This window comes from Lampropedia puyangensis (assembly GCF_004833285.1).
Taxonomy (GTDB): Bacteria; Pseudomonadota; Gammaproteobacteria; order Burkholderiales; family Burkholderiaceae_C; genus Lampropedia; species Lampropedia puyangensis.
On record NZ_STFG01000018.1, the window covers coordinates 38817 to 62646 of the forward strand.

The following is a 23830-nucleotide window of genomic DNA, read 5'->3' on the forward strand; positions in this document are numbered from 1 at the left end:
TCACTGCGCATGATGCACACGACCTCAGTGCCTGCTGTCTTGTATGCCCACATCCGGCGCCATCAAATCGGCGCCGCTTGCGGCACTCGATACGGTCGTCTGTTTTTCCGTATGGGCAGGAGTGTTAGCACCGCTGCCAATAGCTGGTGTGCTTTGGGTTTGTTCTGCTTCGTTGCGCCGGGCTTCTTCCAACGCAGCTTCAGCCACCTGCCTGTTGAGTTGGGCAGCCTCCATCCGGCGGTTAATGGCCACTTCAGCCAAGTCGAGTTCACTCACCAAACGCCTGAGCGAATCGTCATTGATCAAATGCTTGCGGCGCAGACGGTAAATTTCCTCCCGCTCCGCTTGCACACCTTTAAGGCGCAAGCCCATGTCCAACTCCAGCGTCTTGCCATGCTGCACACGCTCACGCAGTTTGACCAAATCAGGATCGCTGGTGTCATCCAATGCGTTAAGGCGCTCCCGATAGTCCTGCGCCACTCGGCCCAATACTGCTGCACGCAAGGCCTGCTCTCCAGAAGAACCTGGAGCGGCCTCCTCTGCCTGCAAAGCCACCAAGGCAGCATGGCACGCAGCAACTCGCGCATGGCGTTCCTCTCGGTCGGTAGCATGCTCTTTCACGGCGGGCATTTTGTGCAAGATCCAAGGCAGCCCCACACTACCAATCAGCAAAGTGGTGATGATGACTCCTGCCGCCAACATGACCACCAAGTCTCTGGAAGGAAACGCCTGCCCACTGGGCAGCAGCAAAGGAATCGACAAGGCGCCAGCCAAGGTTACGGCGCCACGAATTCCCGCCACCGTCGCCAACGCGGTGAGCAAAAATGTGGGGTTGTGCCCCAAGGCCCCTTTGTGATAAACCTTGCGCAACGCCCCCTGTACACCAATGTGCAACCAAATTGCCCGCAACAGCATCGCCACTACGGTGATGGCGACAATCAACCCGGCCAGTTGCCACCAGTTGTAGTCGCTTCGGCCCTCTGCCTCACGAATCAAGGTCGGCAGCTGAATACCCAACAACAAAAAGATGGCACCATTGAAAGCCGACTCGACCATCTCCCAGGCATCGTTGCTTTGCATGCGCTCTGTCACAAAGCGACCACGGTCCAAGTCAGTGAAATTGGTCGCAATCCCTGCTGCCACCGCAGCCAAAATGCCAGAGACGCCCAAACGCTCCCCCATGATGTAGGCAGCAAAAGGCAGCAGCAACAGCAGCAACACCATTTGAGTCGATACGGTATCGCCAATGCGGCGTGTGACCAAGTTGCGCACATAGCCAAAAGCCCAGCCGAGCAACGCGCCAACGACCACACCGCCAATGGCAATCCAGGCAAAACTACGGCCAACTTCCATCCACGAGAAGGCGCCCGTCATGGCTGCAGCTACAGCGAATTTCAGCGCAACCAAACCCGAAGCATCATTGAGCAAGGATTCCCCTTCCAGAATATGCATGGTTTTGGTGGGCATTCCCAAATTCCGTGTGATGGCCGACACGGCTACGGCATCGGTCGGAGAAAGCACTGCGGCCAGTGCAAACGCCACCGGCATAGGCATGGAGGGAATCAACCAATGGATAAAGTACCCGAGCCCAATGACCGTGAAAAACACCAGCCCCAAAGCCAGTCGAAGAATGGGGCGGTGCAAGGCAAAAAATTCACGTTTGGGGATGCGCCAGCCATCGGCAAACAGCAGTGGCGGAATAAACAGCATCAAAAACAGCTCTGGATCGAAACCAATATGCAGACCCGCTTGCGGCCACGACAATGCGCAACCCAGCGCAATCTGCAACAGCGGCAATGGAATGAATTTGACGTAACGCGCCAGCAGCCCGGATGCTGCGCCAAACATCAAAACCAACAAAACAATTTCAAGGGTATGCATGGTGCGCCAGCGCAAGCAGGCCACATGCGACCAACCCAGCGCCATTCAATTCAACAAGAGACAATCAACCAGCTCACAACCGAGCCAGCGAGGACATCAACATGGCCATTTTGAACTCAAAAATCAACGCCCGTTCCGTAGATTTTCAAAACAATGCAAGCGTAATGCGTGCCCTGGTTGATGACCTGCAACAGCAGTTCAGCACCATTGAGCAAGGCGGCGGCGCCGCTGCACGCGACAAACATCTGGCGCGGGGAAAACTACTGCCGCGCGACCGCGTGCAAGCCTTGCTCGATCCTGGCTCTCCGTTCCTTGAAATCGCCCCTCTGGCAGCATTGAACATGTACGACAACGCCGCCCCAGGCGCTGGCGTCATCTGCGGCATTGGCCGCATCAATGGTGTGGAATGCATGGTGGTCTGTAACGATGCCACCGTCAAAGGCGGGACGTATTACCCGATGACGGTGAAAAAGCATTTGCGCGCACAAGAAATTGCCCAGCAAAATCACCTGCCTTGCGTGTACTTGGTCGACTCTGGTGGCGCCAACCTGCCCAACCAGGACGATGTTTTCCCTGATCGCGATCACTTTGGCCGCATTTTTTACAACCAAGCCAACATGAGCGCCCAGGGGATCGCGCAAATTGCGGTAGTAATGGGCAGTTGCACCGCTGGTGGCGCCTATGTTCCTGCCATGAGTGACGAGACCATCATCGTGAAAAACCAAGGCACCATCTTTTTGGGTGGACCACCGCTGGTCAAGGCCGCTACGGGCGAAGTCGTCAGTGCAGAAGACTTGGGCGGCGGCGATGTTCACACCGGCCTCTCGGGCGTCGCAGACTATTTGGCGCAAAACGACATGCATGCGCTGGCTCTAGCGCGTGAGAAAGTCAAAAACCTGCATTGGGCTAAAACGTCCAACCCTGCCGATGCCACTCCTGAAAGCCCACGCTTTGACAGCGAAGAGCTCTATGGTTTGATCCCGCTGGATGCGGCAGGTAACCAAACACGCAAACCGTTTGATGTACGCGAAATCATTGCGCGCATAGTGGATAACAGTGACTTCGACGAATTCAAAGCGCGCTTTGGCAGCACGCTGGTCACCGGCTTTGCGCGCATTGAGGGCATGCTGGTGGGCATCATTGCCAACAACGGTATTTTGTTTTCAGAATCCGCACAAAAAGGAGCGCACTTTATTGAGTTGTGCTGCCAACGCAAAATTCCATTGGTGTTTTTACAGAACATCACTGGCTTCATGGTCGGGCGTAAATATGAAAACGAAGGTATTGCCCGCCATGGAGCCAAGCTGGTCACTGCGGTCGCCACCGCGAATGTGCCTAAATTCACCATCATCATTGGCGGCAGCTTTGGCGCTGGCAACTACGGCATGTGCGGCCGCGCTTACTCACCACGTTTTTTGTGGATGTGGCCCAACGCGCGCATTTCTGTCATGGGCGGCGAGCAAGCTGCCAGCGTGCTGGCTACCGTCAAGCGCGACGGTATTGAGCTCAAAGGCGGCCAATGGAGTGCCGATGAAGAAGAGGCCTTTAAAGCCCCCATCCGCCAGCAATACGAAGAGCAAGGCCACCCGTATTACGCCTCTGCTCGGCTGTGGGATGATGGCATCATCGATCCTGTCGATACCCGACGGGTTTTAGCGCTGGGCTTGTCTGCAGCTCGCAATGCCCCGATTGCAGATGCGAAGTTCGGCATCTTCCGTATGTGAACATGACCATCACCATCCGTCCCCTGACCACCAACGACTCTATGGAGGCGCTGACTACCTTGCTGCATACAGCCTACGCCACACTGGCGACCCAAGGCTGGAACTTCACAGCAGCCACGCAAAGCGCCGAGACGACTCGCGAACGCGCCACGCAAGGCCAATGCTTCATTGCAGAAAATGGCACCAAAATGGTTGGAACCATCAGCATCGCCCCGCCCAAACCTGCCAATGGCCGCTACTTGCAAGATGCTGTACCTGAGCTGTATGCAGACTTTAGCCATGCCATATTGGCGCAACTGGCCGTCCACCCCGAAGCCCGAGGTCAAGGGATTGCAGAAAGGTTACTCGATTGCGCTGAAAAATGGGCCCATGACCATAGTTTTAGTGCTGTGGCACTGGACACCGCCGAACCTGCCACAGCACTGCGCGCTCGCTACCAACGCCGCGGCTATTCAGATGCAGGGCACGTGCAATGGAGTGGCAAAACGTACGCGTCGGTTTTGATGCGCAAAGCACTCCACCCTCACACCGCCACCTCCTTGTTTGAAGCAACATCAAAGCCATGACTTATTACGCCGATATCCACTGGAGCCTCAACGGCGGGGACTTTGCTAAAGGACGCTATAGCCGCGCCCATACATGGCAATTTGACGGCGGACAGATTATTCCCGCCTCCCCATCGCCACACATCGTGCCTGCACCATGGTCCGATGCGCAGGCTGTCGATCCGGAAGAAGCGTTTGTGGCAGCCTTATCGTCATGCCATATGCTGACTTTTTTATGGCTGGCCTCGAAAGCCGGTTTCATCGCACAGGCATACCACGACCGTGCGGAAGGCGAAATGGCATGCAACCCCAACGGGCAGCAATGGGTCAGCCGCGTCACGCTATACCCTGCCGTGCAATGGACAGGTCAAGCGCCCGATGCCGCAACCTTAGAAGCGCTGCACCACCAAGCCCATGAAGAGTGTTTTATTGCGCAATCGGTCAAAACAGAGGTGCTTTGTCAACCTCGCCAATATATCTATTGAAACAACTGCCACCTCACCTTAACGAAGCCAACGCAGCATGACTAACCTCCACGTCACCCATCATGACCATGTCGCTACTGTCACCCTAGCGCGCGCCGACATGCGCAATGCGTTCAACGATGCCGTCATCGCTGAACTCACCCAGACCTTCATCGAACTGGGCCAATGCCAAGACGTGCGCGCTATTGTGTTGGCTGCTGAAGGCAAGGCCTTTTGCGCCGGAGCCGATCTGAACTGGATGCGCCAGATGGCCGATTACACCCGCGAAGAAAACATCGCTGACGCAGGAAAACTAGCAGATATGCTGCACGTCATTTACGCATGCCCCAAACCCACTGTAGCCCGCATTCAGGGAGACGTGTATGCAGGAGGAATGGGACTGGTAGCTGCATGCGATATTGCCGTAGCCGTTGAAACGGCGGGCTTTTGCCTCTCCGAAGTGAAGCTGGGCCTTATTCCAGCCACCATCAGCCCGTACGTGATTCGGGCAATGGGCGCTCGTGCTGCACACCGTTATTTCTTGACGGCCGAACGCTTCAGCGCACAAGAAGCGCTGCGCATTGGTTTCATCCATGCGCTAGTGGCAGAGCCTGAAACGGCACAAACTGAATCGAACCAAGCCACCACAAGTGATGGATCAGTTTCAGCCTTGGATCAAAAAATCGCCGAAATCACCCGCGCGTTGGTGCAGGCTGGACCACAAGCCGTTCAATCAGCCAAACAACTGGTCATGGATATTGCTGAACACGCTATCACGCCGGATTTAATTGCCCAAACCGTTGAGGGCATTGCCAATATTCGCGCCAGTGCCGAAGGCAAAGAAGGGGTGCAATCATTCCTGCAAAAGCGCAAACCCCAATGGCTTAGCTGACTTGCCAGCCAATACGCATCAGCACCAAATTGGGCTACATCTACTGAACAACGATCGCAAGTGATATGGACAACGCCAGCACCACCACTGACCGTCTTGTTGAAGGCCTGCACAGCGCTGGCATTCACCTCAATGGCAGCGCCCTCCACGACACCGCAAGTCAAATCAGCGGCCGCATGGAACATGCCTTGAGTGGCATGGACATGACCAGCTTGCTTGCACTGGCTGCCGCGCTGGGCTGGGCCAGTGGGCTGCGCCTCTATGCCGTCGTATTCATCATGGGGTTGGTTGGCTATATGGACTGGATTACCTTGCCTGGTGGTTTAAGCATGCTGCAAAGCCCCATCGTGCTGTTCTTCAGCGGCATCATGCTGTTTGCAGAGTTTTTTGCCGACAAAATCCCAGGATTCGACTCACTCTGGGATGTGTTGCAAAGCGTCATTCGTGTGCCCGCCGGAGCGGCGCTGGCAGCCTCTGTCTTTGGCGTTGATAACGCCCAAATGGCCATGGTCGCAGCCTTGATGGGAGGCACTTTGGCGGCCACCAGTCAGGCAGCGAAAACGACCACCCGTGCGGCTATTAATACCTCTCCAGAGCCTTTCTCCAACGTCACCGCAAGCTTGGCAGAAGACGGCATGAGTATTGGCGCTATCTGGTTGGCCCTGACCAATCCTGTCGTTTTTATCGTCCTTCTCGTCATTGCCGTTGTAGCCATGTGGTTCATCACATGGTGGATGTTCAAGTTCTTACGTGCGGCTTGGCGCACCCTGCAACGCCTGCTAGGGAAAGAGGCTCCCCATCCCGCAGGAAAACCTATCCCCTGAAATAACCGCCGCTATTGCTGCTGTATTCAACTATCTTGAGGAGACAAGCATGTTTAAAAAAATCTTGATCGCCAACCGCGGCGAAATCGCCTGTCGTGTTGCCTCTACGGCACATCGCTTGGGCATACAAACTGTAGCGGTGTATTCCGATGCCGATGCCCAGGCCAAGCACGTCCAAGTCTGCGACGAGGCAGTACGCGTAGGCGGCAACACGCCCAAGGAAAGCTATCTGCAATGGCAGAGGATCATCGAGGCAGCCCAAGCCACCGGAGCACAGGCAATCCATCCTGGTTATGGTTTTTTGTCAGAAAACGAAGACTTTGCCAAAGCCTGCGCGACTGCAGGCTTGGTCTTTATTGGCCCGCCTGCTTCGGCCATCCAAGCCATGGGGTTGAAAGCAGAATCCAAGCGCCTAATGGAAAAAGCAGGCGTGCCACTGGTGCCGGGCTACCACGGCACGGACCAAGACCCCACACTCCTACAGCGTGAAGCGGATCGCATCGGCTACCCGGTGTTGATCAAAGCCAGTGCAGGCGGAGGCGGCAAAGGCATGCGCATCGTAGAACAGTCACAAGACTTTGATGCAGCCCTGCAATCTTGCAAGCGCGAAGCCATCAACAGTTTTGGCGATGACAACGTGTTGATCGAAAAATACGTTCAACGCCCTCGCCATATTGAAATCCAAGTATTTGGTGATACGCAAGGCAATGTGGTGTACTTGTTTGAACGTGATTGTTCAGTACAACGCCGCCATCAAAAAGTGCTTGAAGAGGCACCTGCACCCGGAATGACGCCATTACTTCGCCAAGAAATGGGGCAAGCTGCTGTAGCAGCGGCCAAAGCCGTGAACTATGTCGGCGCCGGTACCGTGGAGTTCATCGTAGAGCAACCCGGTGGCTACGACAAACCTGAAGACATGAAGTTCTACTTCATGGAAATGAATACACGCCTGCAGGTAGAGCACCCTGTTACCGAGGCCATTACAGGCGCAGATTTAGTGGAATGGCAATTGCGAGTTGCCTACGGCGAGCCACTACCTAAACAACAAGAGGAACTGCACATTCACGGCCATGCGATTGAAGCACGGATCAATGCAGAAAACCCCGACAATGACTTCTTGCCCGCCACCGGTAATCTGTCTGTCTATCGCAAACCACAAGCAAGCAGCTTTGCGATCAGCGAGGTTCGCATTGACGATGGTGTTCGCGAGGGCGATGCCATTAGCCCCTATTACGACTCGATGATCGCTAAGCTGATTGTGCATGGCGACACAAGAGAACAGGCACTGGCGCGTTTGGACGAAGCACTCGCACAGCTACACATTGTTGGACTACCGACAAACGTGCAATTTCTCAGACGGGCGATCAAAACAGAGTCTTTTGCCAAGGGTAAATTGGATACCGCACTGATTCCACGCGAAGCAGAACACCTGTTCAAACAAACGGCATGGCCTATCCCGTTCAGTGTTGCAGCTGCCGTCGCCCACGCTTTGCAGCAAGAAAAGACACCACACGGAAAAGACCCGTTTGATCGCCATGACGGCTGGCGCGGTTGGGGTGTAGCCAAGCGCTTTTTCTTGTTTGCCAAGGGGGAAGACAAAATCAGCGCCACGATCAGCTACCTGAACGATGGAGCGCTGCATTTGGATATCCGCCCGCACGGAGACCACCAAGCCACACCTTTAGGTGAAGGTACTCTGCACTTTGTACCCGTTGCGGGGAGCGATGCCATAGAGGTCAGCTACGCTAATCACAGTGCACGCTTTTGCGTTTATCGGCATAACGATGCCATTGAAATCTTCGCACCTCGCGGTCACGACGTCTTGACCTGGATTGACCCGCTTAGGCAAAACGAAGAACAAGGCGAAGGCGGCCGCCTCACAGCCCCCATGCCAGGAAAAGTGGTGTCTTTTTCCGTGAAAACAGGCGACGCCGTCAAAAAAGGCCAGCCACTGGCGGTCATGGAAGCCATGAAAATGGAACACACCATCGCTGCCCCACGGGATGGCATTGTCGGGGAACTGCTATTTACACCAGGAGACCAAGTCATGGATGGAGCAGAACTACTGACGCTCACTGAAGCGAAGTAGCGCCTGTGTGCGATACGCTGCGTTTAAGCAGACATCGCACATAAGACAGAATGCTATGAGCGATTGGCCTCCTCTGGCATCCTCCCAATCCAAAGGAAAAGGGAAATCCTTTCGATGTGACTTGTCTTTCTACAAGCACTAGCGCTGCATCACACCCAAACCAGCCATCCGACTCACGGTTGCAGTGCAGCAGTCGCTTGGGCTGATATTCATTTATCCTCATTCACAGCCATGTCGATTCGCTAAAACTTTATCGTTTCGTTGCACGCCTTACTCCGCGCAGTATTTTTAGATTCAATTCTCCACACACTGTCGGAAAGAAAACGAAAAAATCCATCACATGCTGTATACGCATCACTATTGAATTCACAGCCATAAAAAAACGCCTCTTTCGAGGCGTTTTTGCTATTTAACCAACCTACGCTAGGTAGGTAGTCAAATTAGAAGTTGTGGCGCAGACCGATAGCGAAGTTGTTTTTATCGGTGAAGTTGCTGCCGTATGTTGGGCTATCTTCGTCAGCACGGTAGTAAACACCGTACACGAATGTGCGCTTGGACAGAGCATATTTAGCTTCAACCACAGCATCGATACCGTCGCGGTTGCCGTTACGGTCTTCAGCGTACACCACATCAGCTGTCAAGCTGAATGCGCCGAATGGGATAGAAGCGCCCAAAGAGTAACCTTCAACGCCTGGGTTCACGTTAGTGGAACCAGTTGTTGGGCCGCCCAGGTAACCAGCAGCAGCGATGTCGTTGTAGTGGTAAGAACCAGCCAACTTCACAGCGCCGAAGTCGTAGGAAGCGCCAATGCTGCTGTTCTCAACACGGCTTTTCTTGTTCCAGCCTGTGTCCACTTCAGCGTAGTTGTATGCTGCAGCAACAGCCAATGGGCCATTTGCGTACACCAGACCGATGTCGTAGTGACCTTTAGTATCGCCAACACCGTATGTGCTGTTCAAAGCGTAGTTATCTTCAAACACATAACCCACAGTTGCTTTGAAGCCACCGAAGCTAGGTGTTGCGTAAGTGATCATGGCGTTGTCACGTGAACCACCGCCGTAACCGAAGTTCAGAGCAACTGCTGAGTAGTTAGCAGTACCTGTCAATTCGTAAGCAGCTGTAGCGCCATGAGAAGGAGTCAATTGACGACCAGCGCGGATAGCACCGAAGTCACCAGACAAACCAACCCATGCTTGACGTGCAAAAGTTGCACCAGTGCCGCTGCCACCGTTACCACCAGTAGCGCCGTCAGCCAGACGCACTGCTTGTTCCAGTTGGAAGTTGGCTTTCAGACCGTTACCCAGGTCTTCAACACCACGGAAGCCAATGCGGCTAGTACCGTTATTGATGTTGCCGTTGGAATGTGCGCCTTGTGTATCGTTGGCGTCGCCCAAAGCGATATCGGCCACACCGTACAAAGTCACAGAAGATTGGGCCATTGCCAAGCCAGAAGCAGCAATAGCGGCCAAAGCGATTAGAGATTTTTTCATTGCGGATACTCCAAGGTTAAACATAGGGCTCCGGTACGGGGGGTCTTGGGCTTTGAATCACCTGATTTCAGTCCCGCCGGTTCCCCGAGCCAACCTCCTGGTGGGGAAGTTATGCGTATTGCAACAGACCCTGAGAGGCTTGGCAAAGAGTATTTGCAATTGCTTGGCCTTTCGTCTCAAATTCGTTGCAGAAGGGCAACAACACACCGTCCTGAGCCTGACCATAACAAGTGGCGATCACTCACGATGAAAGAAGCAGCGAAAGCGTTGGCGAGCCGATACGGCAGAAACTTGACAACTGCTATACCAATGCAAGTCATGGCCGAGCTATACCTCAAGCTAGATCGAGCGCTCAGGCTGAAAAAACTACAATGCCGTCTTCGCTCTGCCCCATGCATACATCAAACTAACGACGGCACAGTTTCGCAGCAGCAAGAAGCACTTATCAAGTAAGGGCAACAAGAATATGCACAACAACATCCCTTCGCACAACTCCTCTGCCACACAGCATTTCGCTGAATTACCCATCATGCGCTCGGTATGGGCGTTTCCCGCTTTATTGGCCGCGCTGAGTGTGTTAGGCCCGTTCTCCATTGATACGTACCTGCCTGCTTTTTCCGGAATTGCTGGCAGTCTATCGGCGTCGCCTGTGCAAATGCAGCAAACACTCTCGGCGTATTTGCTGGCCTACGCCTTCATGAATTTGTTTCATGGCGCATTAGCAGATTGCTTTGGTAGGCGCCCTATCGTTCTGTGGGGGCTGGCCACATTTGCCTTAGCCTCTCTAGGGTGCGCGCTAGCGCAATCCATCGAACAATTGATTCTATTTCGGGCTGTGCAGGGGCTGTCATCAGGTGCCAGCATGGTCGTTTCTCGGGCCATTATTCGTGATGTTTATCCGCCAGCACAGGCGCAAAAGGTCATGAGTCAAGTCACCCTGTATTTTGGGCTGGCACCTGCTGTTGCCCCTATATTAGGAGGTTGGCTCTACACGTGGTTCGGTTGGCATAGCATTTTCTGGTTCATGACCCTCTTAGGCGCTGGTTTGTGGGCAGTGAACTGGCGTGCACTACCGGAAACTTTATCAGCCGCCCAACGCCAACCTCTGCAACTCAAACCACTTTTACAGGGTTACATGGAGTTGGGGTTGAGTGCGCGATTTCTCCTGTTAGCCATCAGCAGTGCGGTGCCATTCAATGGCATGTTTGTCTACATTCTGGCGTCACCTGAGTTTTTAGGTTCGCACTTAGCGTTGCAGCCAACCCAATTCTTCTGGATGTTTCTATGCACGATTGGCGGGATCATGGCAGGGGCTATCGTGAGCGGGAAAATGGCAGGCACACTAGCGCCGAAAAAACAGATACGGCTAGGTTTTTTGATCATGGCCGCAGCATGCCTGCTCAATACAGTGATCTCGCTATGCGATGTGAAACTCCCATTTGTAGCAATCCCGCCTCTGGGTATTTTTTCGTTGGGTTGGGCCATCCTGATGCCGCCTATCACACTGCTGGTGCTCGATATCAATCCAGCAAGACGTGGCATGGCATCTTCGCTGCAGGCTTGCATCAACTCGGCAGCCAACGGCGTGGTTGCCGGAGCCATTGTGCCACTGGTAATGCATTCCACTTGGGCGCTCGCGTTGGCTTCCGCCAGTTTCTGGGCCATCGGCTTAATTGCTTGGATTGTTTTGCACCGCCGCTGGCCTGACATTGGCCGCACCCATGCGCCTGCTTCGTAAGCAATTCACGAAACGCGCAGAGAAGCTTCGCCTGAGAGGGTGACTACTCGATTTGTCACTTTTCTTTAAGATGCGGGTATGCCCGAGCCTAGGCCCGTAGCAACTGTCACGGTCTACTGCTATATTGTGCATTGCAACAAAAAAGGTCATGCCATGCTTTACCAACTTTATGAGGCACAACGTGCCATCTCTGAGCCATTTGCAGATTTCGCAAAAGCCACATCGAAGTTGTTCTCCAACCCTTCGTGGATGTTTGCAGACACTGCCCTAGCACACCGCGTTGCAGCTGGCTACGACTTGCTTTACCGTTTAGGGAAAGACTACGTCAAACCGACATTTGATATTGAAACCGTGGATATGGACGGCGTTGATGTCGCCATTCATGAGCGCGTAGAGATGGATTTGCCATTTTGTGAGTTGCGCCGCTTCAAACGGTTCTCGGATAACAGCGCCACGCTTGATGCCATGCTGAAGCAACCCGTGGTTCTGATTGTCGCTCCTCTCTCAGGCCACTACGCCACACTGCTGCGTGAGACTGTACGCACGATGCTCGGTGGCCACAAAATCTACATCACAGACTGGAAAAATGCACGTACCGTCCCGTTAGAGGAAGGCGTATTCCATCTGGACGACTACGTCAACTATGTGCAGACCTTTATCCGTTACCTGCAAGAAAACTATGGCAATTGCCACGTGATGAGCGTATGCCAGCCTACTGTGCCTGTGCTGGCTGCCATTTCTCTTATGGCTAGTCGAGGTGAAACCACCCCTTTGTCTATGACCATGATGGGAGGCCCCATTGATGCACGCAAAGCACCTACTTCGGTAAATAACCTGGCCACCGAGCGCAGCTTTGAATGGTTTGAAAACAACCTGATCTACCGCGTTCCGCACGGTTACCCGGGCGAAGGGCGTTTAGTCTACCCCGGCTTTTTGCAGTACACAGGGTTTGTCGCCATGAACCCCGATCGCCATGCCAGCAGCTACTACGATTACTTTCAAAACCTGATCAAAGGTGACGAAGATGCAACTGAGCACCATCGCAAATTCTACGATGAGTACAACGCCGTTCTGGACATGGATGCCCACTACTACCTGGAAACGATTGAGACCGTCTTTCAGAAGTTCAAATTGGTCAATGGCACTTGGGAAGTACGCAATCCAGCAGGCCAAGCAGAATTGGTCAAACCTGCAGATATTCGCCATACCGGTCTGATCACCATCGAAGGCGAACTCGACGATATCTCTGGCTCTGGCCAGACCCAAGCTGCGCATACATTGTGTTCAGGCATTAGAGATGCAGATCGCGCACATGTGGAAGTCAAAGGGGCCGGCCACTATGGTATTTTCAGTGGCAGCAAATGGCGCAAAATCGTCTATCCGCAAGTACGTGATTTCATTTTGCGTTTTCAGCCAGCGCCTGCCACCAAACTAGAAAACAATAACGCACCGACTGAAAAAAAACCTATTGCAGCGAAAACGTTAAAGGCTGCTACAAAGAAACCCGCTGCAACAGCGTCTTCAACAAAGCGCCCCGCACGCACGACACCCGCAAAAAAAACAACCGCAGGTACGACTACCCAACCCCCAGGAAAAGCTCCCACACGCCCGGCCAGTAAAAGGCCCGTCGCAGTGCAAGCGCAAACACTGGATTGATGTGCTCAAGGACGCAATACCAATAATTACCAAAGGACTTCAAGAGAAGTCCTTTTTTATCCCAGTGCGAAAACGCTTATTTATGCAGGCAATGTGGCAAGCCTCTCAATATATCGAGCCACCAACCTCACGCACATCACACGGGCACTCAAGTGCAACCGCAATGGCCTCCTCAATTGCAGCAACCATCATATTGTCATCAAGCGAAGGCACCCCTTCACCAGTCGCCCACGGAAGATGAATAAAGCCTGCCCGCATGCCCTTACCACTAGCATGCGCCATGTGCAGCCCGCCATACATCACTTGATTGCAGACAAAAGTGCCTGCCGAGTGTGAAATCTCCGATGGGATGCCCAAAGCCCGAATAGCACGGCACATGGTTTTGATTGGAAGAGTCGAGAAATATGCCGCAACCGCCCCAGCGACAACCGGAACATCAATGGGCTGTTCTCCCTCATTGTCGGGAATTCGCGCGTCAATCAAGTTGATAGCGATGCGTTCAATGCAGATGGCTGAGCGTCCGCCAGCCAAGCCTAAACAAACCAACATTTGCGGTTGATAGTTATCGAGCAAAGCACGCAAACGCACGAGCGACTGGCCAAATGCAGTTGGTAAACATGCTGCCACTATTGCGATGCCGCCAATGTTATGCCCATGTAAAGCCTGTGCCACACGCCAACTGGGGTTGCTTGCCGCACCAGCAAATGGTTCGAATCCGGTAACCAAAACGGGAGCAGTAGATACAGGAAGGCTCATACCACTTGCCCTTTTCTTATGGTGTGCTTGCGCCTCAAGCTTACTGAGCTGCAGCAGCCGCAGACATCGCGGCAATCACTTGCGCCACAGCTGCCGTGAGCTTCTTCGCATACGGCACATGCAAAAACTCATTAGGACCATGGGCATTGCTTTTGGGGCCTAACACTCCACAAACCATCATTTGAGCAGAAGGGAAACTCTCACTCAATAACCCCATCAAAGGGATTGTGCCGCCCTGCCCAATGTACCCACAGGGCGACCCAAAGTGCGCCAGACTTGCCGCATCTAAGGATTGCTGGAACCAGTTGTCCATGGACGGTGCGTTCCAGCCATTGGCACCATGCAGGTCTTCAAGAGTTACCTTGGCTTGGTACGGCGCATTGTCTTCCAACAGATTTTTCATCTGCTCAATACAAGCGGCTGCATCCACCAATGGTGGGGTGCGAATACTCAACTTGAAGGCGGTATACGGGCGCAACACATTGCCAGCATTGTCTAGGCTGGGCAGCCCCTCCGCACCGGTCACACTCAAAGTTGGGCGCCATGTACGTTTGAGCAATGCCTCCACCGGATCAGTAGTCGTAGGCAACGCGAATAAGGTAGCGCCACCGCAATCGTAATGCGCCCAAGGAAAACGGGCATACGTATCCTCACCCAAAATACCAGCGGTGATCTGGGCTTGTACAGTACGTTCAGCAGGAATATCGCAGTGAAACACCTCAGGCAGCAAATGGCCACTCGCGCTGTCTTCTAACCTATCGAGCACTTGCCGCATGATGCGAAATGAAGAGGGCACAACACCCGAGGCATCTCCTGAATGAATACCTTCAGTCAAAATCTCCACCTTCAACGTGCCCGTGATGTTTCCGCGCAAATTGGTTGTTAACCACAATTGATCGTAATTGCCTGCGCCCGAGTCCAGACAAATCACCAAGCCTACGTCACCCAGTTTGGGTTTGAGGGCATCGATATAAGGCAGCAAGTCAATGGAGCCGCTCTCCTCAGAGGTTTCAATTAACCCAACAATGCGGGGATGCGGGATATTTTGCCGCTTCAACTCAGCAATCGCAGCCACGCTGGCGTATACGGCGTACCCGTCATCGGCACCGCCTCGGCCATAGAGCTTCCCATCCAGGTACTGAGGCGTCCATGGCCCCAGATCGCTACGCCACCCAGAAAATTCAGGCTGCTTATCCAGATGCCCGTACATCAATACGGTTTGCCCATCGGCTGCCGTGGCGGGCACCTCAAAAAACAGCACTGGTGTGCGACCGGGCAAGCGCACAATTTCCAAACGCAGCCCTGTAACCCGCTGCGCAGCAACCCAGTCCGCAGCGTTTTGCACCACTTTTTCAATCAAACCAAGGGCTTGCCAGTTCTTTTCAAACATCGGCGATTTCGCAGGAATCGCAATGTATTCGGTCAAGCGCCCAACAATGTCATCATCCCATTTCTGAGAGAGCGTTTCTAACGCTTGTTGCGGAGCAAATTGCGCAGGGGTTGCTGGGGCGTTCATAAGGCTCAAGGTCGTTTAACAAAATTTAAGCAAGTATTGTGTCACCAAGAACAAACAAACGCGCGTCTAGCGGCGTTCCCCTAAAGTCCCACGCATGCGTTGCGCCATTGACCAGCCACGCCACATCAGAGGAGCCATCCAAAGTGCCGTCTTAAAGATACGCTTGGGGCCCACCACCAAACTGACACCAAGAGCCAATCCGACTGCAACGGGGTGCTTGAACGCAAATGCTTGTACCTCTCCCACCAACGGTAACGCCTGCGCCAGTTCACCTTGGTGGAGAGATCTATTCTGAGCAGAGCGCTCACGTGCACCAACAGAAAAGCCGGATGTGACTGCATTGCGCTCTTCTCTATTCCAATGGCGCTGAGCTTCACGCTGGCTCCACCTGCGTCGCTGCGCCAAAATGCGCAGCATCACTTTTTGCTCTTGTGGTTGCACAGTCTCTGCCATATGCACTTGTTCAGAAGCTTGCTCAATGGCTTGCTGCAACTGCAAAATCCGATCGAGTTTGGCCTGCGCCGCAGACAGTTCCCCATTTCTTTCTACTGTCATAGCCGCTCCTTCAGATCACGAAAATCCTGTGCCAGCACTTGCCGTGTCAACACGAATGGCTGGGCCATCTTCTTGACCATGCGCACCATCGCCACAATGGCAACCAATAGTGCTACGCCCCAAGCTCCCGCAATCCACGCCAAGGCTGTGCCCCACTGCGGGGTTTGCCACCAACTCAGCAGCACCATGAATGAGCCGACAATCAGCGCACCAAATAGCAGCATGAGTAATAAAGCAGCAGCCACAATCAAACCGACTATGGCGGAAAACTGCTTCTGCCCCTCTAACCGGGCCAGCTCCAATCGATCAGACAGCGCGATCGAGCTCTCATCTACCCAATACCGCGCCGACTCACGAAACCTGTCAAGCCCAAGCAATGATTGCCACTGAATTGCCACAATAGATCCTCCCAATAGAAAAGCCAGCGAGGCCAACCACCTCATCAAAGGCGCGGTCTCGCTGGCTTTTAAGCCTACATGATACGAATAGGGTGGCCCATCAAGCTGGTGCGCGGCCCCTGTGCTTCATGCGATCAGCACTCAACGGCGCGCCAGCAAATAACCAAGCAATGCGCCAACAGCAATCGCAGCGCCTGCCACTTGCCATGGCTCATCGTGTGCGTACTGGTTAGCTGCATGCGCATGGTCTTTCGCACGGCTTGCCGCTTCTTGCGCAGTACGCACCGCTGCATCGCGCAAGTTGTGGTAGCCCTCATCAAAGCGCTCACGAATCTGGCGAATTTGGGGCACGTCATCCAAATCACGGCTGGAGATCACATCACGCAGTTCGTCGACCAGCTTCTCTAGTTCATCGCGGGGTTGAGTTTTTCCAGAAAAAATTCCCATATCACACCTCTGTTTGTTGATGAATGATTTGTAAACATAGCCGCAACAGCAAGCTGCAACTCATGTGCTTTGCATCATAACGCCATCTGCATGTCAGAGAGAACAGGTCCATTTTCACCATGCTAAAGCCACGTGTTTAGCACTTGAGCGGCCGATTGCTACACGGCAAAACCATCATCAGCCGCAATAGTGGCACCATTAACAAAATGGCTTTGGCCACTGGCCAGTAACACGATCAGCGCATCCAAGTCTTGCGGTTGGCCTATTTTCTTGCGCGGAAGCATTTGAATTAGCTTTTGCCCTGCTTCTGTTTGAAAATGGGCACGGTTGATTTCCGTTTCAATGTAACCAGGGCACAGCGCATTGGTATTGATACCAAACCGCCCCCACTCCAGCGCCATAGCCTTTGTCATCTGCACAACACCTGCTTTACTGATGGCGTAGATGCCAATCATGGGCAGCACTTTCAAACCAGCCATAGATGCCACATTGATGATGCGCGCACCACTCAATACCCCGCCTGTGGCCTTAGCCCGCTCAATCATCTGCTTGGCAACTGCTTGTGCGACGAAAAAGGCCCCCTTGAGGTTAGTGCCGAGCACAAACTCCCAATCTTCCTGGCTGACATCCTGCAGTTTTTGTGTCGTACTCACTCCCGAGTTGTTGACCAAAATATCAATAGGGCCCGCCATTTCCTCTGCTTGGGCAATAGCGGCCTCAATCGAGGATTGACTGGTCACATCCAACTCGACCACAAAAGCCTGCCCGCCCGCTTGCGCAATGCCTTGCGCCACCGACTCCAAGGAGTCACGCCTGCGGCTTGCCAAAACCACCTTTGCGCCAGCAGAAGCCAAAACCATCGCGAATTGACGTCCAAGCCCACTCGAAGCTCCAGTCACAATTGCTGTTTTTCCACTCAAATCTATTGTGTAAGCCATGTATGTTCCTTGTATCATTAGGCGCTTTTGTTGCTGCGGCCCATATTCATTAAGTTAGGCAGTGCAAATGGCTGGCGTAAGGGTTGTGCCTCCTACTCGAGACAGCGCCTAAGGCAAACACAAATACCGCTGTGTTGCTCGCCCATGCCGCGCACTAAACGGCCACTACAGCCAGTAGCCTGCATTGTCACTTTTCGGCTTGCGCCAACAGTCACACAAACGACAAGGCGTCACGCAATAGACAAGGTGCTGCGATTTTTCATGCACCATGCGCAGCATTAGCACCAAAACGATAGAGTGAGACTAGCCATCGCCCATCAAGGCGAGCCCCACAGGAATGAGTAATATGACAAACGAAGAAATTCTCGCCCAATACGGCCCACGTGAATCCATGGAGTACGACGTTGTGATCGTCGGGGGCGGACCAGCAGGGCTTTCTACGGCCATTCGCCTCAAGCAATTGGCGGCAGAGAAAGGCCAAGATATCAATATTGTGGTGCTGGAGAAAGGCTCTGAGCCCGGCGCGCACATTCTCTCTGGCGCAGTGATGGATCCCATTGCCATCAGCGAATTGATTCCCGACTGGAAGGAAAAAGGCGCGCCACTGAACCAAGCTGTCAGTGAAGACGAAGTGCTGCTACTGACCGAAACAGGCGCAACCAAAACACCTGCGGCGCTCATTCCCAACAACTTTCATAACGAAGGTAACTACGTCATCAGCTTAGGCAATGTCGTGCGTTGGCTGGCTGCGCAGGCTGAGGCCTTGGGCGTGGAAATTTTCCCTGGTTTTGCCGCCACTGAAGTCCTGTACGACGAGCAAGGCGCCGTCAAAGGCATTGCCACAGGCAACATGGGCATTGGCAAAGATGGTGAGCCCACTGGTGAATTCCAGTTGGGTATGGAACTGCATGCGAAGTACACCATTTTTGCCGAAGGCGCACGCGGACAACTAGGGCGTCAATTGCTCGCGCACTTTCAGCTGCAAGATGGCAAAGCCCCACAAAGCTTTGGCATTGGCATCAAAGAACTTTGGGAAATCCCTGCTGATAAAGCCAAACCCGGACTGGTCGTGCACACTGCAGGCTGGCCTATGGATAAAGACACATTCGGGGGAGGCTTTCTCTACCACATGGAGGACAACAAAGTTACCCTCGGTTTTGTCATTGGCCTAGACTACAAAAACCCATGGCTAAGCCCTTTTGAGGAAATGCAGCGTTGGAAAAAACATCCTTCCATCCTCAAACACATTGAAGGCGGTAAGCGCCTAAGCTATGGCGCCCGCGCCATCAACAATGGCGGAATCCCCAGTCTGCCAAAAACCATTTTCCCTGGTGGTGCACTCGTAGGCTGCAATGCGGGTTACCTGAACGCCAGTCGCATCAAAGGCAGCCACGCAGCCATCAAAAGCGGCATGCTGGTCGCTGATGCCGTTTTTGATGCTGTTATCGCAGGGCGCCAGCGCGACGAACTGACCGCTTACCCCGAGGCCTTTGAAAAGAGCTGGTTGCACCAAGAGCTCAAAGCCGCCAGTAACTTCAAGCCATGGTTCAAAAAGGGCCGCACAGTAGGCATGCTAATGACCGGCGTTGAGCACTGGTTACTGCCCAAAATTGGCGTCAAAACACCACCGTGGACACTCAAAAATCCAGCTGCTGACCACACGTTCCTCAAGCCCGCAGCCGAATGCACCAAGATCGACTATCCCAAGCCAGATGGGAAAATCACCTTTGACCGCCTCTCCAGCGTGTTCATCAGCAATACCAACCACGGTGAAAATCAACCTGCGCATTTGACACTTAAAGACGCCAGCGTCCCCGTAGAGATCAATCTGCGCAAATTTGGTGGTCCAGAATCTCGTTACTGCCCCGCTGGCGTATATGAGTTCGTAGATGACGCGGCTGGTGAAGATGGCAAGCGCCTCCAAATCAATGCCCAAAACTGCGTGCACTGCAAAACCTGCGACATCAAAGACCCCACACAAAACATTGTCTGGGTCGCGCCTGAAGGCGGCGGCGGCCCCAACTACACCGACATGTAAACAGACAACGCAAAAATGGCCGCACCCTCACTTAAGGTTGCGGCCATTTTTTTCTGGCACTGTCACGCACAAGGCACTTATCCCTTGTGCTCGGGTTGCACAGTCCGTTGCGCCCAGCTACATTGGGGTTACAGCCATGGACACCATTGCGTTGTAACCATGCACTCTCACTCCACATCAGTTCAATCCCATCAGGAGACTCGCCATGCCTCGCATTCCCGCAGCCTTGCAGCACCTGCGCCTTCCCGTCATCGGCTCCCCGCTTTTTATCATCAGCAACCCACAATTGGTGATTGCCCAATGCAAAGCAGGCATCGTCGGATCGATGCCTGCCCTGAATGCTCGTCCTGCCGAATTGTTCGAAGAATGGCTCAAAGAAATCACTGAAAGCCTGGCTGCCCACAACGCCCAACATCCCGATCGCCCAGCAGCTCCTTTTGCCATCAACCAAATCGTGCACAAGAGCAATGACCGCTTAGAGCATGACATGGCCTTGTGTGTCAAATACAAAGTCCCCATCATCATCACCTCACTGGGTGCCCGCCCTGAAATCAATGAAGCCGCACACAGCTATGGCGGCGTGGTGTTTCACGATGTCATCAACGATACCTTTGCGAAAAAAGCCATCGAAAAAGGTGCTGACGGCTTGATCGCAGTCGCAGCAGGTGCAGGTGGCCATGCAGGGGTGAAAAGCCCGTTCGCACTGATTCAAGAAATTCGCCGTTGGTTTGATGGGCCTCTGGCACTCTCTGGCTCCATTGCCACAGGCGATGCCGTTTTGGCAGCACAAGCCATGGGTGCCGATTTCGCCTATATGGGCTCCGCCTTTATTGCAACTGAAGAAGCCCATGCTTCAGCTGAATACAAACAGGCTTTGGTGGACTACACCTCTGATGACATCGTCTACTCTAACCTCTTCACTGGCGTACACGGCAACTACCTAGCACCCAGCATTCGCGCAGCCGGCCTCGATCCAGATCATCTCCCTGAAGGCAAACTCAGTGACATGAACTTTGGTGGTGATGGATCGAAAAAAACCAAAGCATGGCGCGATATATGGGGCTGCGGACAAGGCATTGGAGCTATCGACGAAATACTGCCCGCACAACAACTGGTGCAACGCATTGAACGCGAATACCAAGCCGCCCGCCAGCGCTTATTCGCTTAAATGCCTTTGAACGCGAGTTTGGATGCGAGAGCAAAGAGAGCGCACCCAATTCAAAACTCCCCGCGTAGAGCCGCTACAATCGCCTTGCACCAGAAAACTCGCACATCGAACCATACTGACAAGAGGTCCTGTCTCGCATGACTCCTGTGTGAATCAGTTTCTTCAAGTACTCAGATACCCAGTCCCGGTAGTTCAATGGATAGAACGCGACCCTCCTAAGGTTGAGATACAGGTTCGATTCCTGTCCGGGATACCAGAAAGAACTCGCTAGACACAGATCAATGTTCAAGCATCCCAACCGTAGCAATTCACGGCTTTGTTTGACCACATTTAACAATTTGACAAAGCCCAACATATATGCACAGCCGCATTAAGACAGGCAAATTCAATAACTCAGAAAAATATGTCCGTACCCAATGAGGATGCATACTGGCCAGGTGTAACACCAAAAAAACGACGAAACAGAGCAATAAATCCACTCACGTTGTCATAGCCCATATCCAGTGCGGTTGCCATGACCGATTGGCCCGACATGAGTAGCTCTAATGCCCCCAATAGCCGCACGCGCTGTCGCCATTCAGTAAAGCTGAATCCTGTTTCAGCGATAAAGCGGCGGCTCATTGTGCGCGGCGCAATACCAGCCCAACGCGCCCAAGCATCAAGACTTCGATCATCTCCAGGGCGCTCAGACAAGGCCTGTGCAATCCTAAGTAACCGCGTATCGCTAGGCATGGGCAAACCCAGTGCCACGCGAGGAAGGGCCGCCATTTCGTCCAGCATGACATGCGCCAGTCGCGACTGCGCAGCATCCAACCCAGTGCCTGACCATGAGGTAGACCGCAGCACTGCCTCACGCAGCAAGCCAGAAACAGACAACACACAAGGCTGGGCTGGCATTGCCGCACACACATCAGCAGCAACATAGAGACTCCATCCTGAAAATGGACCATGCGAACGCAAACTATGAGGTACATCAGGCGGAATCCAGACCGCATGCGTTGCAGGCACCACCCAGCGACTATGTGCAGCACTAACTGAAATAAGCCCCTTAGTAGCACAGAGCAACTGCCCTCGTGCATGCTGATGCCAATGCGTGTCACGGATGGAGTCACTTTGTGCAATCGCCGTGATTAGAACCGGACCGCTGGAAGAGCAGGCCTGTGCATAAGACAACAAAGGGATATTCGCCATTGGCATAAAAAAGATATCGAATGTCGCCTATATCGTACTAGAGCCATTCGCATCAGCATACAGTGCAGACAAATTCAGCAGATAGCGCAGGAGCAATCGCAGTGACAGCAATCACCATAGCAACCGCATTAAACGAGATCCTCAACAGACTTGACATTCCAATAGACGATATTCTTGACCGCCACTTCAGCCCTGATTACAGGCAACGGACTAATGGCCAATGGGACGATCGTGAAGCCTTCTCGCAACATCTCCATGCATTGCGCAAAATTGTCGCATTAGCCGATATAGAAATACTCGACGAGCTACGCGATGGCAACCGTTATGCAGACCGCCACCGCGTACATATCACCAAGCACAACGGCGAAAAAGTAGTGCAGGAAGTCTATCTATTCGCGCAACTAGATGACGCGGGACGCTTCACACGCATAGAAGAAACCACGCTGATGCTGGAAGGAGCAGAATCCGACCGGGCGATAGGCTGCATCAAATGAGGCTCGAAGTCATATAAGGTAAATGCAACAAAGGCCATGAAATAGTCCATGGCCTTTGTTTATTTCTCTCATCTTATGCACGCTTATTTATCGCGAAGCATGCAGTGCATCAAGCACCTCTATCCTCATCTGTAGGTTCTCATTGATTCTGCGAATTCGCGTACATCATGCCCTATAGACTTTGCAAATTCATTGAGAATAAATTGATGACTCATTCTCCTGATTCTGCAAATTTCCTACAACAGCTACTTTCAAGTTCTGACGGACCATCAAAATGATCTTCCCAACTGAAAGAAATCTTTGCCAATAGCCTAGATAGAGGGAAGCTGCGCCGTCAAGTCCTCCAAGACACCTCAATTATGGTGCTGACTGTACGGGTCCGGTCGGCATCAATTTCTGAACCCAGTCAACAGAAAGAAGATCGGCTCGACGGTACACAATCTGTCTGCAATTTCCAATGGCACGACTTGCCACGGGGGCGACTCCTCTTTCGGTCAATTCAGCTGCAATGGTAGTGCTTGAACTGCCCCTCAACTTTGCCAGCATGGTCGCGAAGACGTACTCGGTCTGAAATTTCAGGATTGAATCGACACGTACTCCTCGCGCGCATCTTCTTCCAACAACTATTGGCAAAGTCTCTAACAGCGATAGTCTAGCCAGTGCATAACCGACCTCTTGCTTGACTCCAAGGGACTTTGCTGCATCGGGAATCGATATGACCGAACTATTTGTTGCTCGATATTTAGCGATAAGGGCAGCTCGGTCAAACAATAGGCCAACAAGTCCATTTTGTCGTGGGTCTCGCCCAATGGCTGAAAATTTTCCCCACTCCAGATCAACAATGAGCTGAGCCAACTGCTCTTCACCGAGTGGGCCATACCGAAACAAGTGGCCAAGAGAAATGGCCGAGTAGGGAACGTCAGTCAAGGACTTCAGGAGGCTGAGTCGGACACTCCACGCCTGCACCCATGAGTTGGGTATGAGCCAAGGCGTGAATCGCACCGGTATCCGTGGAGGCTGAATCTC

At 53.2% G+C, this 23830-nt stretch carries 20 protein-coding genes and 1 tRNA gene; 12 read left to right on the top strand and 9 right to left on the bottom strand.

Going from position 1 to position 23830, the window contains the following annotated elements; translation table 11 throughout:
- Window positions 1–24: 24 nt before the first annotated feature.
- Window positions 25–1881 carry a Na+/H+ antiporter gene (locus tag E9531_RS13735; protein WP_136574339.1) on the bottom strand — a complete coding sequence of 619 codons (1857 nt, stop codon included), beginning with the start codon at window positions 1879–1881 and terminating at the stop codon, window positions 25–27.
- A gap of 101 nt (window positions 1882–1982) precedes the next feature.
- On the opposite strand from E9531_RS13735, the gene E9531_RS13740 reads away from it, so the two are divergent.
- The 6 genes from E9531_RS13740 (at window position 1983) to E9531_RS13765 (ending at window position 8419) form a co-directional block, all read left to right on the top strand.
- Window positions 1983–3605, top strand: coding sequence for a carboxyl transferase domain-containing protein (locus E9531_RS13740; protein WP_136574340.1), 1623 nt, complete (start codon window positions 1983–1985; stop codon window positions 3603–3605).
- A 2-nt stretch (window positions 3606–3607) separates the two neighbouring features.
- Window positions 3608–4171 (top strand): GNAT family N-acetyltransferase, encoded by a 564-nt coding sequence (locus tag E9531_RS13745; RefSeq protein WP_136574341.1) that lies wholly within the window; start codon window positions 3608–3610, stop codon window positions 4169–4171.
- Window positions 4168–4635: an OsmC family protein gene (locus E9531_RS13750; RefSeq protein ID WP_136574342.1), complete on the top strand. Its 468-nt coding sequence runs from the start codon at window positions 4168–4170 to the stop codon at window positions 4633–4635. Before E9531_RS13745 ends, E9531_RS13750 begins: the two co-directional genes overlap by 4 nt.
- A gap of 37 nt (window positions 4636–4672) precedes the next feature.
- Window positions 4673–5506: an enoyl-CoA hydratase/isomerase family protein gene (locus E9531_RS13755; protein WP_136574343.1), complete on the top strand. Its 834-nt coding sequence runs from the start codon at window positions 4673–4675 to the stop codon at window positions 5504–5506.
- 65 nt (window positions 5507–5571) lie between these two features.
- Window positions 5572–6330 carry a DUF4126 domain-containing protein gene (locus E9531_RS13760; protein ID WP_136574344.1) on the top strand — a complete coding sequence of 253 codons (759 nt, stop codon included), beginning with the start codon at window positions 5572–5574 and terminating at the stop codon, window positions 6328–6330.
- 49 nt (window positions 6331–6379) lie between these two features.
- Window positions 6380–8419: an acetyl/propionyl/methylcrotonyl-CoA carboxylase subunit alpha gene (locus tag E9531_RS13765; RefSeq protein WP_136574345.1), complete on the top strand. Its 2040-nt coding sequence runs from the start codon at window positions 6380–6382 to the stop codon at window positions 8417–8419.
- A 440-nt stretch (window positions 8420–8859) separates the two neighbouring features.
- Here the strand turns inward: E9531_RS13765 and E9531_RS13770 are convergent, their stop codons facing one another.
- Complete coding sequence (locus E9531_RS13770) at window positions 8860–9909, bottom strand: porin (RefSeq protein ID WP_158291794.1); 1050 nt, start codon at window positions 9907–9909, stop codon at window positions 8860–8862.
- A gap of 529 nt (window positions 9910–10438) precedes the next feature.
- Between E9531_RS13770 and E9531_RS13775 the strand changes: the two genes are divergently transcribed.
- Together E9531_RS13775 and E9531_RS13780 are read left to right on the top strand one after the other, a co-directional pair.
- Window positions 10439–11647: a multidrug effflux MFS transporter gene (locus E9531_RS13775; RefSeq protein ID WP_136574364.1), complete on the top strand. Its 1209-nt coding sequence runs from the start codon at window positions 10439–10441 to the stop codon at window positions 11645–11647.
- 153 nt (window positions 11648–11800) lie between these two features.
- Window positions 11801–13303: a polyhydroxyalkanoate depolymerase gene (locus E9531_RS13780; RefSeq protein WP_136574347.1), complete on the top strand. Its 1503-nt coding sequence runs from the start codon at window positions 11801–11803 to the stop codon at window positions 13301–13303.
- 105 nt (window positions 13304–13408) lie between these two features.
- Here the strand turns inward: E9531_RS13780 and pcp are convergent, their stop codons facing one another.
- The 6 genes from pcp to E9531_RS13810 form a co-directional block, all read right to left on the bottom strand.
- Complete coding sequence (pcp, locus tag E9531_RS13785; protein WP_136574348.1) at window positions 13409–14059, bottom strand: pyroglutamyl-peptidase I; 651 nt, start codon at window positions 14057–14059, stop codon at window positions 13409–13411.
- 40 nt (window positions 14060–14099) lie between these two features.
- The gene (locus E9531_RS13790) at window positions 14100–15575 is read right to left on the bottom strand and encodes a M20/M25/M40 family metallo-hydrolase (protein WP_136574349.1); all 1476 of its coding nucleotides are present in this window, start codon (window positions 15573–15575) and stop codon (window positions 14100–14102) included.
- Window positions 15576–15641: 66 nt separating this feature from the next.
- Window positions 15642–16130 (bottom strand): hypothetical protein, encoded by a 489-nt coding sequence (locus tag E9531_RS13795; protein ID WP_136574350.1) that lies wholly within the window; start codon window positions 16128–16130, stop codon window positions 15642–15644.
- A complete protein-coding gene (locus E9531_RS13800; RefSeq protein WP_158291795.1) occupies window positions 16127–16528 on the bottom strand; it encodes a phage holin family protein in 402 nt (133 codons plus the stop codon). Before E9531_RS13800 ends, E9531_RS13795 begins: the two co-directional genes overlap by 4 nt.
- Window positions 16529–16669: 141 nt before the next feature.
- On the bottom strand, window positions 16670–16975 hold the full coding sequence (locus tag E9531_RS13805) for an ElaB/YgaM/YqjD family protein (RefSeq protein WP_136574352.1): 306 nt from the start codon (window positions 16973–16975) through the stop codon (window positions 16670–16672).
- Between the two features lie 158 nt (window positions 16976–17133).
- Complete coding sequence (locus E9531_RS13810) at window positions 17134–17913, bottom strand: SDR family oxidoreductase (RefSeq protein ID WP_136574353.1); 780 nt, start codon at window positions 17911–17913, stop codon at window positions 17134–17136.
- A gap of 346 nt (window positions 17914–18259) precedes the next feature.
- Here E9531_RS13810 and E9531_RS13815 point away from each other — a divergent pair, with 346 nt between their 5' ends.
- The 3 genes from E9531_RS13815 (at window position 18260) to E9531_RS13825 (ending at window position 21375) form a co-directional block, all read left to right on the top strand.
- Window positions 18260–19951 (top strand): electron transfer flavoprotein-ubiquinone oxidoreductase, encoded by a 1692-nt coding sequence (locus E9531_RS13815; RefSeq protein WP_136574354.1) that lies wholly within the window; start codon window positions 18260–18262, stop codon window positions 19949–19951.
- Between the two features lie 205 nt (window positions 19952–20156).
- The gene (locus E9531_RS13820; RefSeq protein ID WP_136574355.1) at window positions 20157–21119 is read left to right on the top strand and encodes an NAD(P)H-dependent flavin oxidoreductase; all 963 of its coding nucleotides are present in this window, start codon (window positions 20157–20159) and stop codon (window positions 21117–21119) included.
- 181 nt (window positions 21120–21300) lie between these two features.
- Window positions 21301–21375, top strand: a tRNA-Arg gene (locus E9531_RS13825).
- A 137-nt stretch (window positions 21376–21512) separates the two neighbouring features.
- On the opposite strand, the gene E9531_RS13830 is transcribed toward E9531_RS13825, so the two are convergent.
- Window positions 21513–22310: an AraC family transcriptional regulator gene (locus tag E9531_RS13830; protein ID WP_136574356.1), complete on the bottom strand. Its 798-nt coding sequence runs from the start codon at window positions 22308–22310 to the stop codon at window positions 21513–21515.
- A 101-nt stretch (window positions 22311–22411) separates the two neighbouring features.
- Between E9531_RS13830 and E9531_RS13835 the strand changes: the two genes are divergently transcribed.
- Entirely contained in the window at window positions 22412–22804 is a 393-nt protein-coding gene (locus E9531_RS13835; protein ID WP_136574357.1) for a nuclear transport factor 2 family protein, read from the top strand.
- Window positions 22805–23830: the final 1026 nt, after the last annotated feature.

What these genes read in the sequence shown, in the direction of transcription:
- E9531_RS13735 (WP_136574339.1), bottom strand. Translation starts at nt 1,881, where the DNA reads ATGCATACCCTTGAAATTGTTTTGTTGGTTTTGATGTTTGGCGCAGCA.
- E9531_RS13760 (WP_136574344.1), top strand. Translation starts at nt 5,572, where the DNA reads ATGGACAACGCCAGCACCACCACTGACCGTCTTGTTGAAGGCCTGCAC.
- E9531_RS13765 (WP_136574345.1), top strand. Translation starts at nt 6,380, where the DNA reads ATGTTTAAAAAAATCTTGATCGCCAACCGCGGCGAAATCGCCTGTCGT.
- E9531_RS13755 (WP_136574343.1), top strand. Translation starts at nt 4,673, where the DNA reads ATGACTAACCTCCACGTCACCCATCATGACCATGTCGCTACTGTCACC.
- E9531_RS13790 (WP_136574349.1), bottom strand. Translation starts at nt 15,575, where the DNA reads ATGAACGCCCCAGCAACCCCTGCGCAATTTGCTCCGCAACAAGCGTTA.
- E9531_RS13745 (WP_136574341.1), top strand. Translation starts at nt 3,608, where the DNA reads ATGACCATCACCATCCGTCCCCTGACCACCAACGACTCTATGGAGGCG.
- E9531_RS13820 (WP_136574355.1), top strand. Translation starts at nt 20,157, where the DNA reads ATGCCTCGCATTCCCGCAGCCTTGCAGCACCTGCGCCTTCCCGTCATC.
- E9531_RS13780 (WP_136574347.1), top strand. Translation starts at nt 11,801, where the DNA reads ATGCTTTACCAACTTTATGAGGCACAACGTGCCATCTCTGAGCCATTT.
- E9531_RS13830 (WP_136574356.1), bottom strand. Translation starts at nt 22,310, where the DNA reads ATGGCGAATATCCCTTTGTTGTCTTATGCACAGGCCTGCTCTTCCAGC.
- E9531_RS13740 (WP_136574340.1), top strand. Translation starts at nt 1,983, where the DNA reads ATGGCCATTTTGAACTCAAAAATCAACGCCCGTTCCGTAGATTTTCAA.
- E9531_RS13775 (WP_136574364.1), top strand. Translation starts at nt 10,439, where the DNA reads ATGCGCTCGGTATGGGCGTTTCCCGCTTTATTGGCCGCGCTGAGTGTG.
- E9531_RS13795 (WP_136574350.1), bottom strand. Translation starts at nt 16,130, where the DNA reads ATGACAGTAGAAAGAAATGGGGAACTGTCTGCGGCGCAGGCCAAACTC.
- E9531_RS13750 (WP_136574342.1), top strand. Translation starts at nt 4,168, where the DNA reads ATGACTTATTACGCCGATATCCACTGGAGCCTCAACGGCGGGGACTTT.
- pcp (WP_136574348.1), bottom strand. Translation starts at nt 14,059, where the DNA reads ATGAGCCTTCCTGTATCTACTGCTCCCGTTTTGGTTACCGGATTCGAA.
- E9531_RS13805 (WP_136574352.1), bottom strand. Translation starts at nt 16,975, where the DNA reads ATGGGAATTTTTTCTGGAAAAACTCAACCCCGCGATGAACTAGAGAAG.
- E9531_RS13770 (WP_158291794.1), bottom strand. Translation starts at nt 9,909, where the DNA reads ATGAAAAAATCTCTAATCGCTTTGGCCGCTATTGCTGCTTCTGGCTTG.
- E9531_RS13815 (WP_136574354.1), top strand. Translation starts at nt 18,260, where the DNA reads ATGACAAACGAAGAAATTCTCGCCCAATACGGCCCACGTGAATCCATG.
- E9531_RS13810 (WP_136574353.1), bottom strand. Translation starts at nt 17,913, where the DNA reads ATGGCTTACACAATAGATTTGAGTGGAAAAACAGCAATTGTGACTGGA.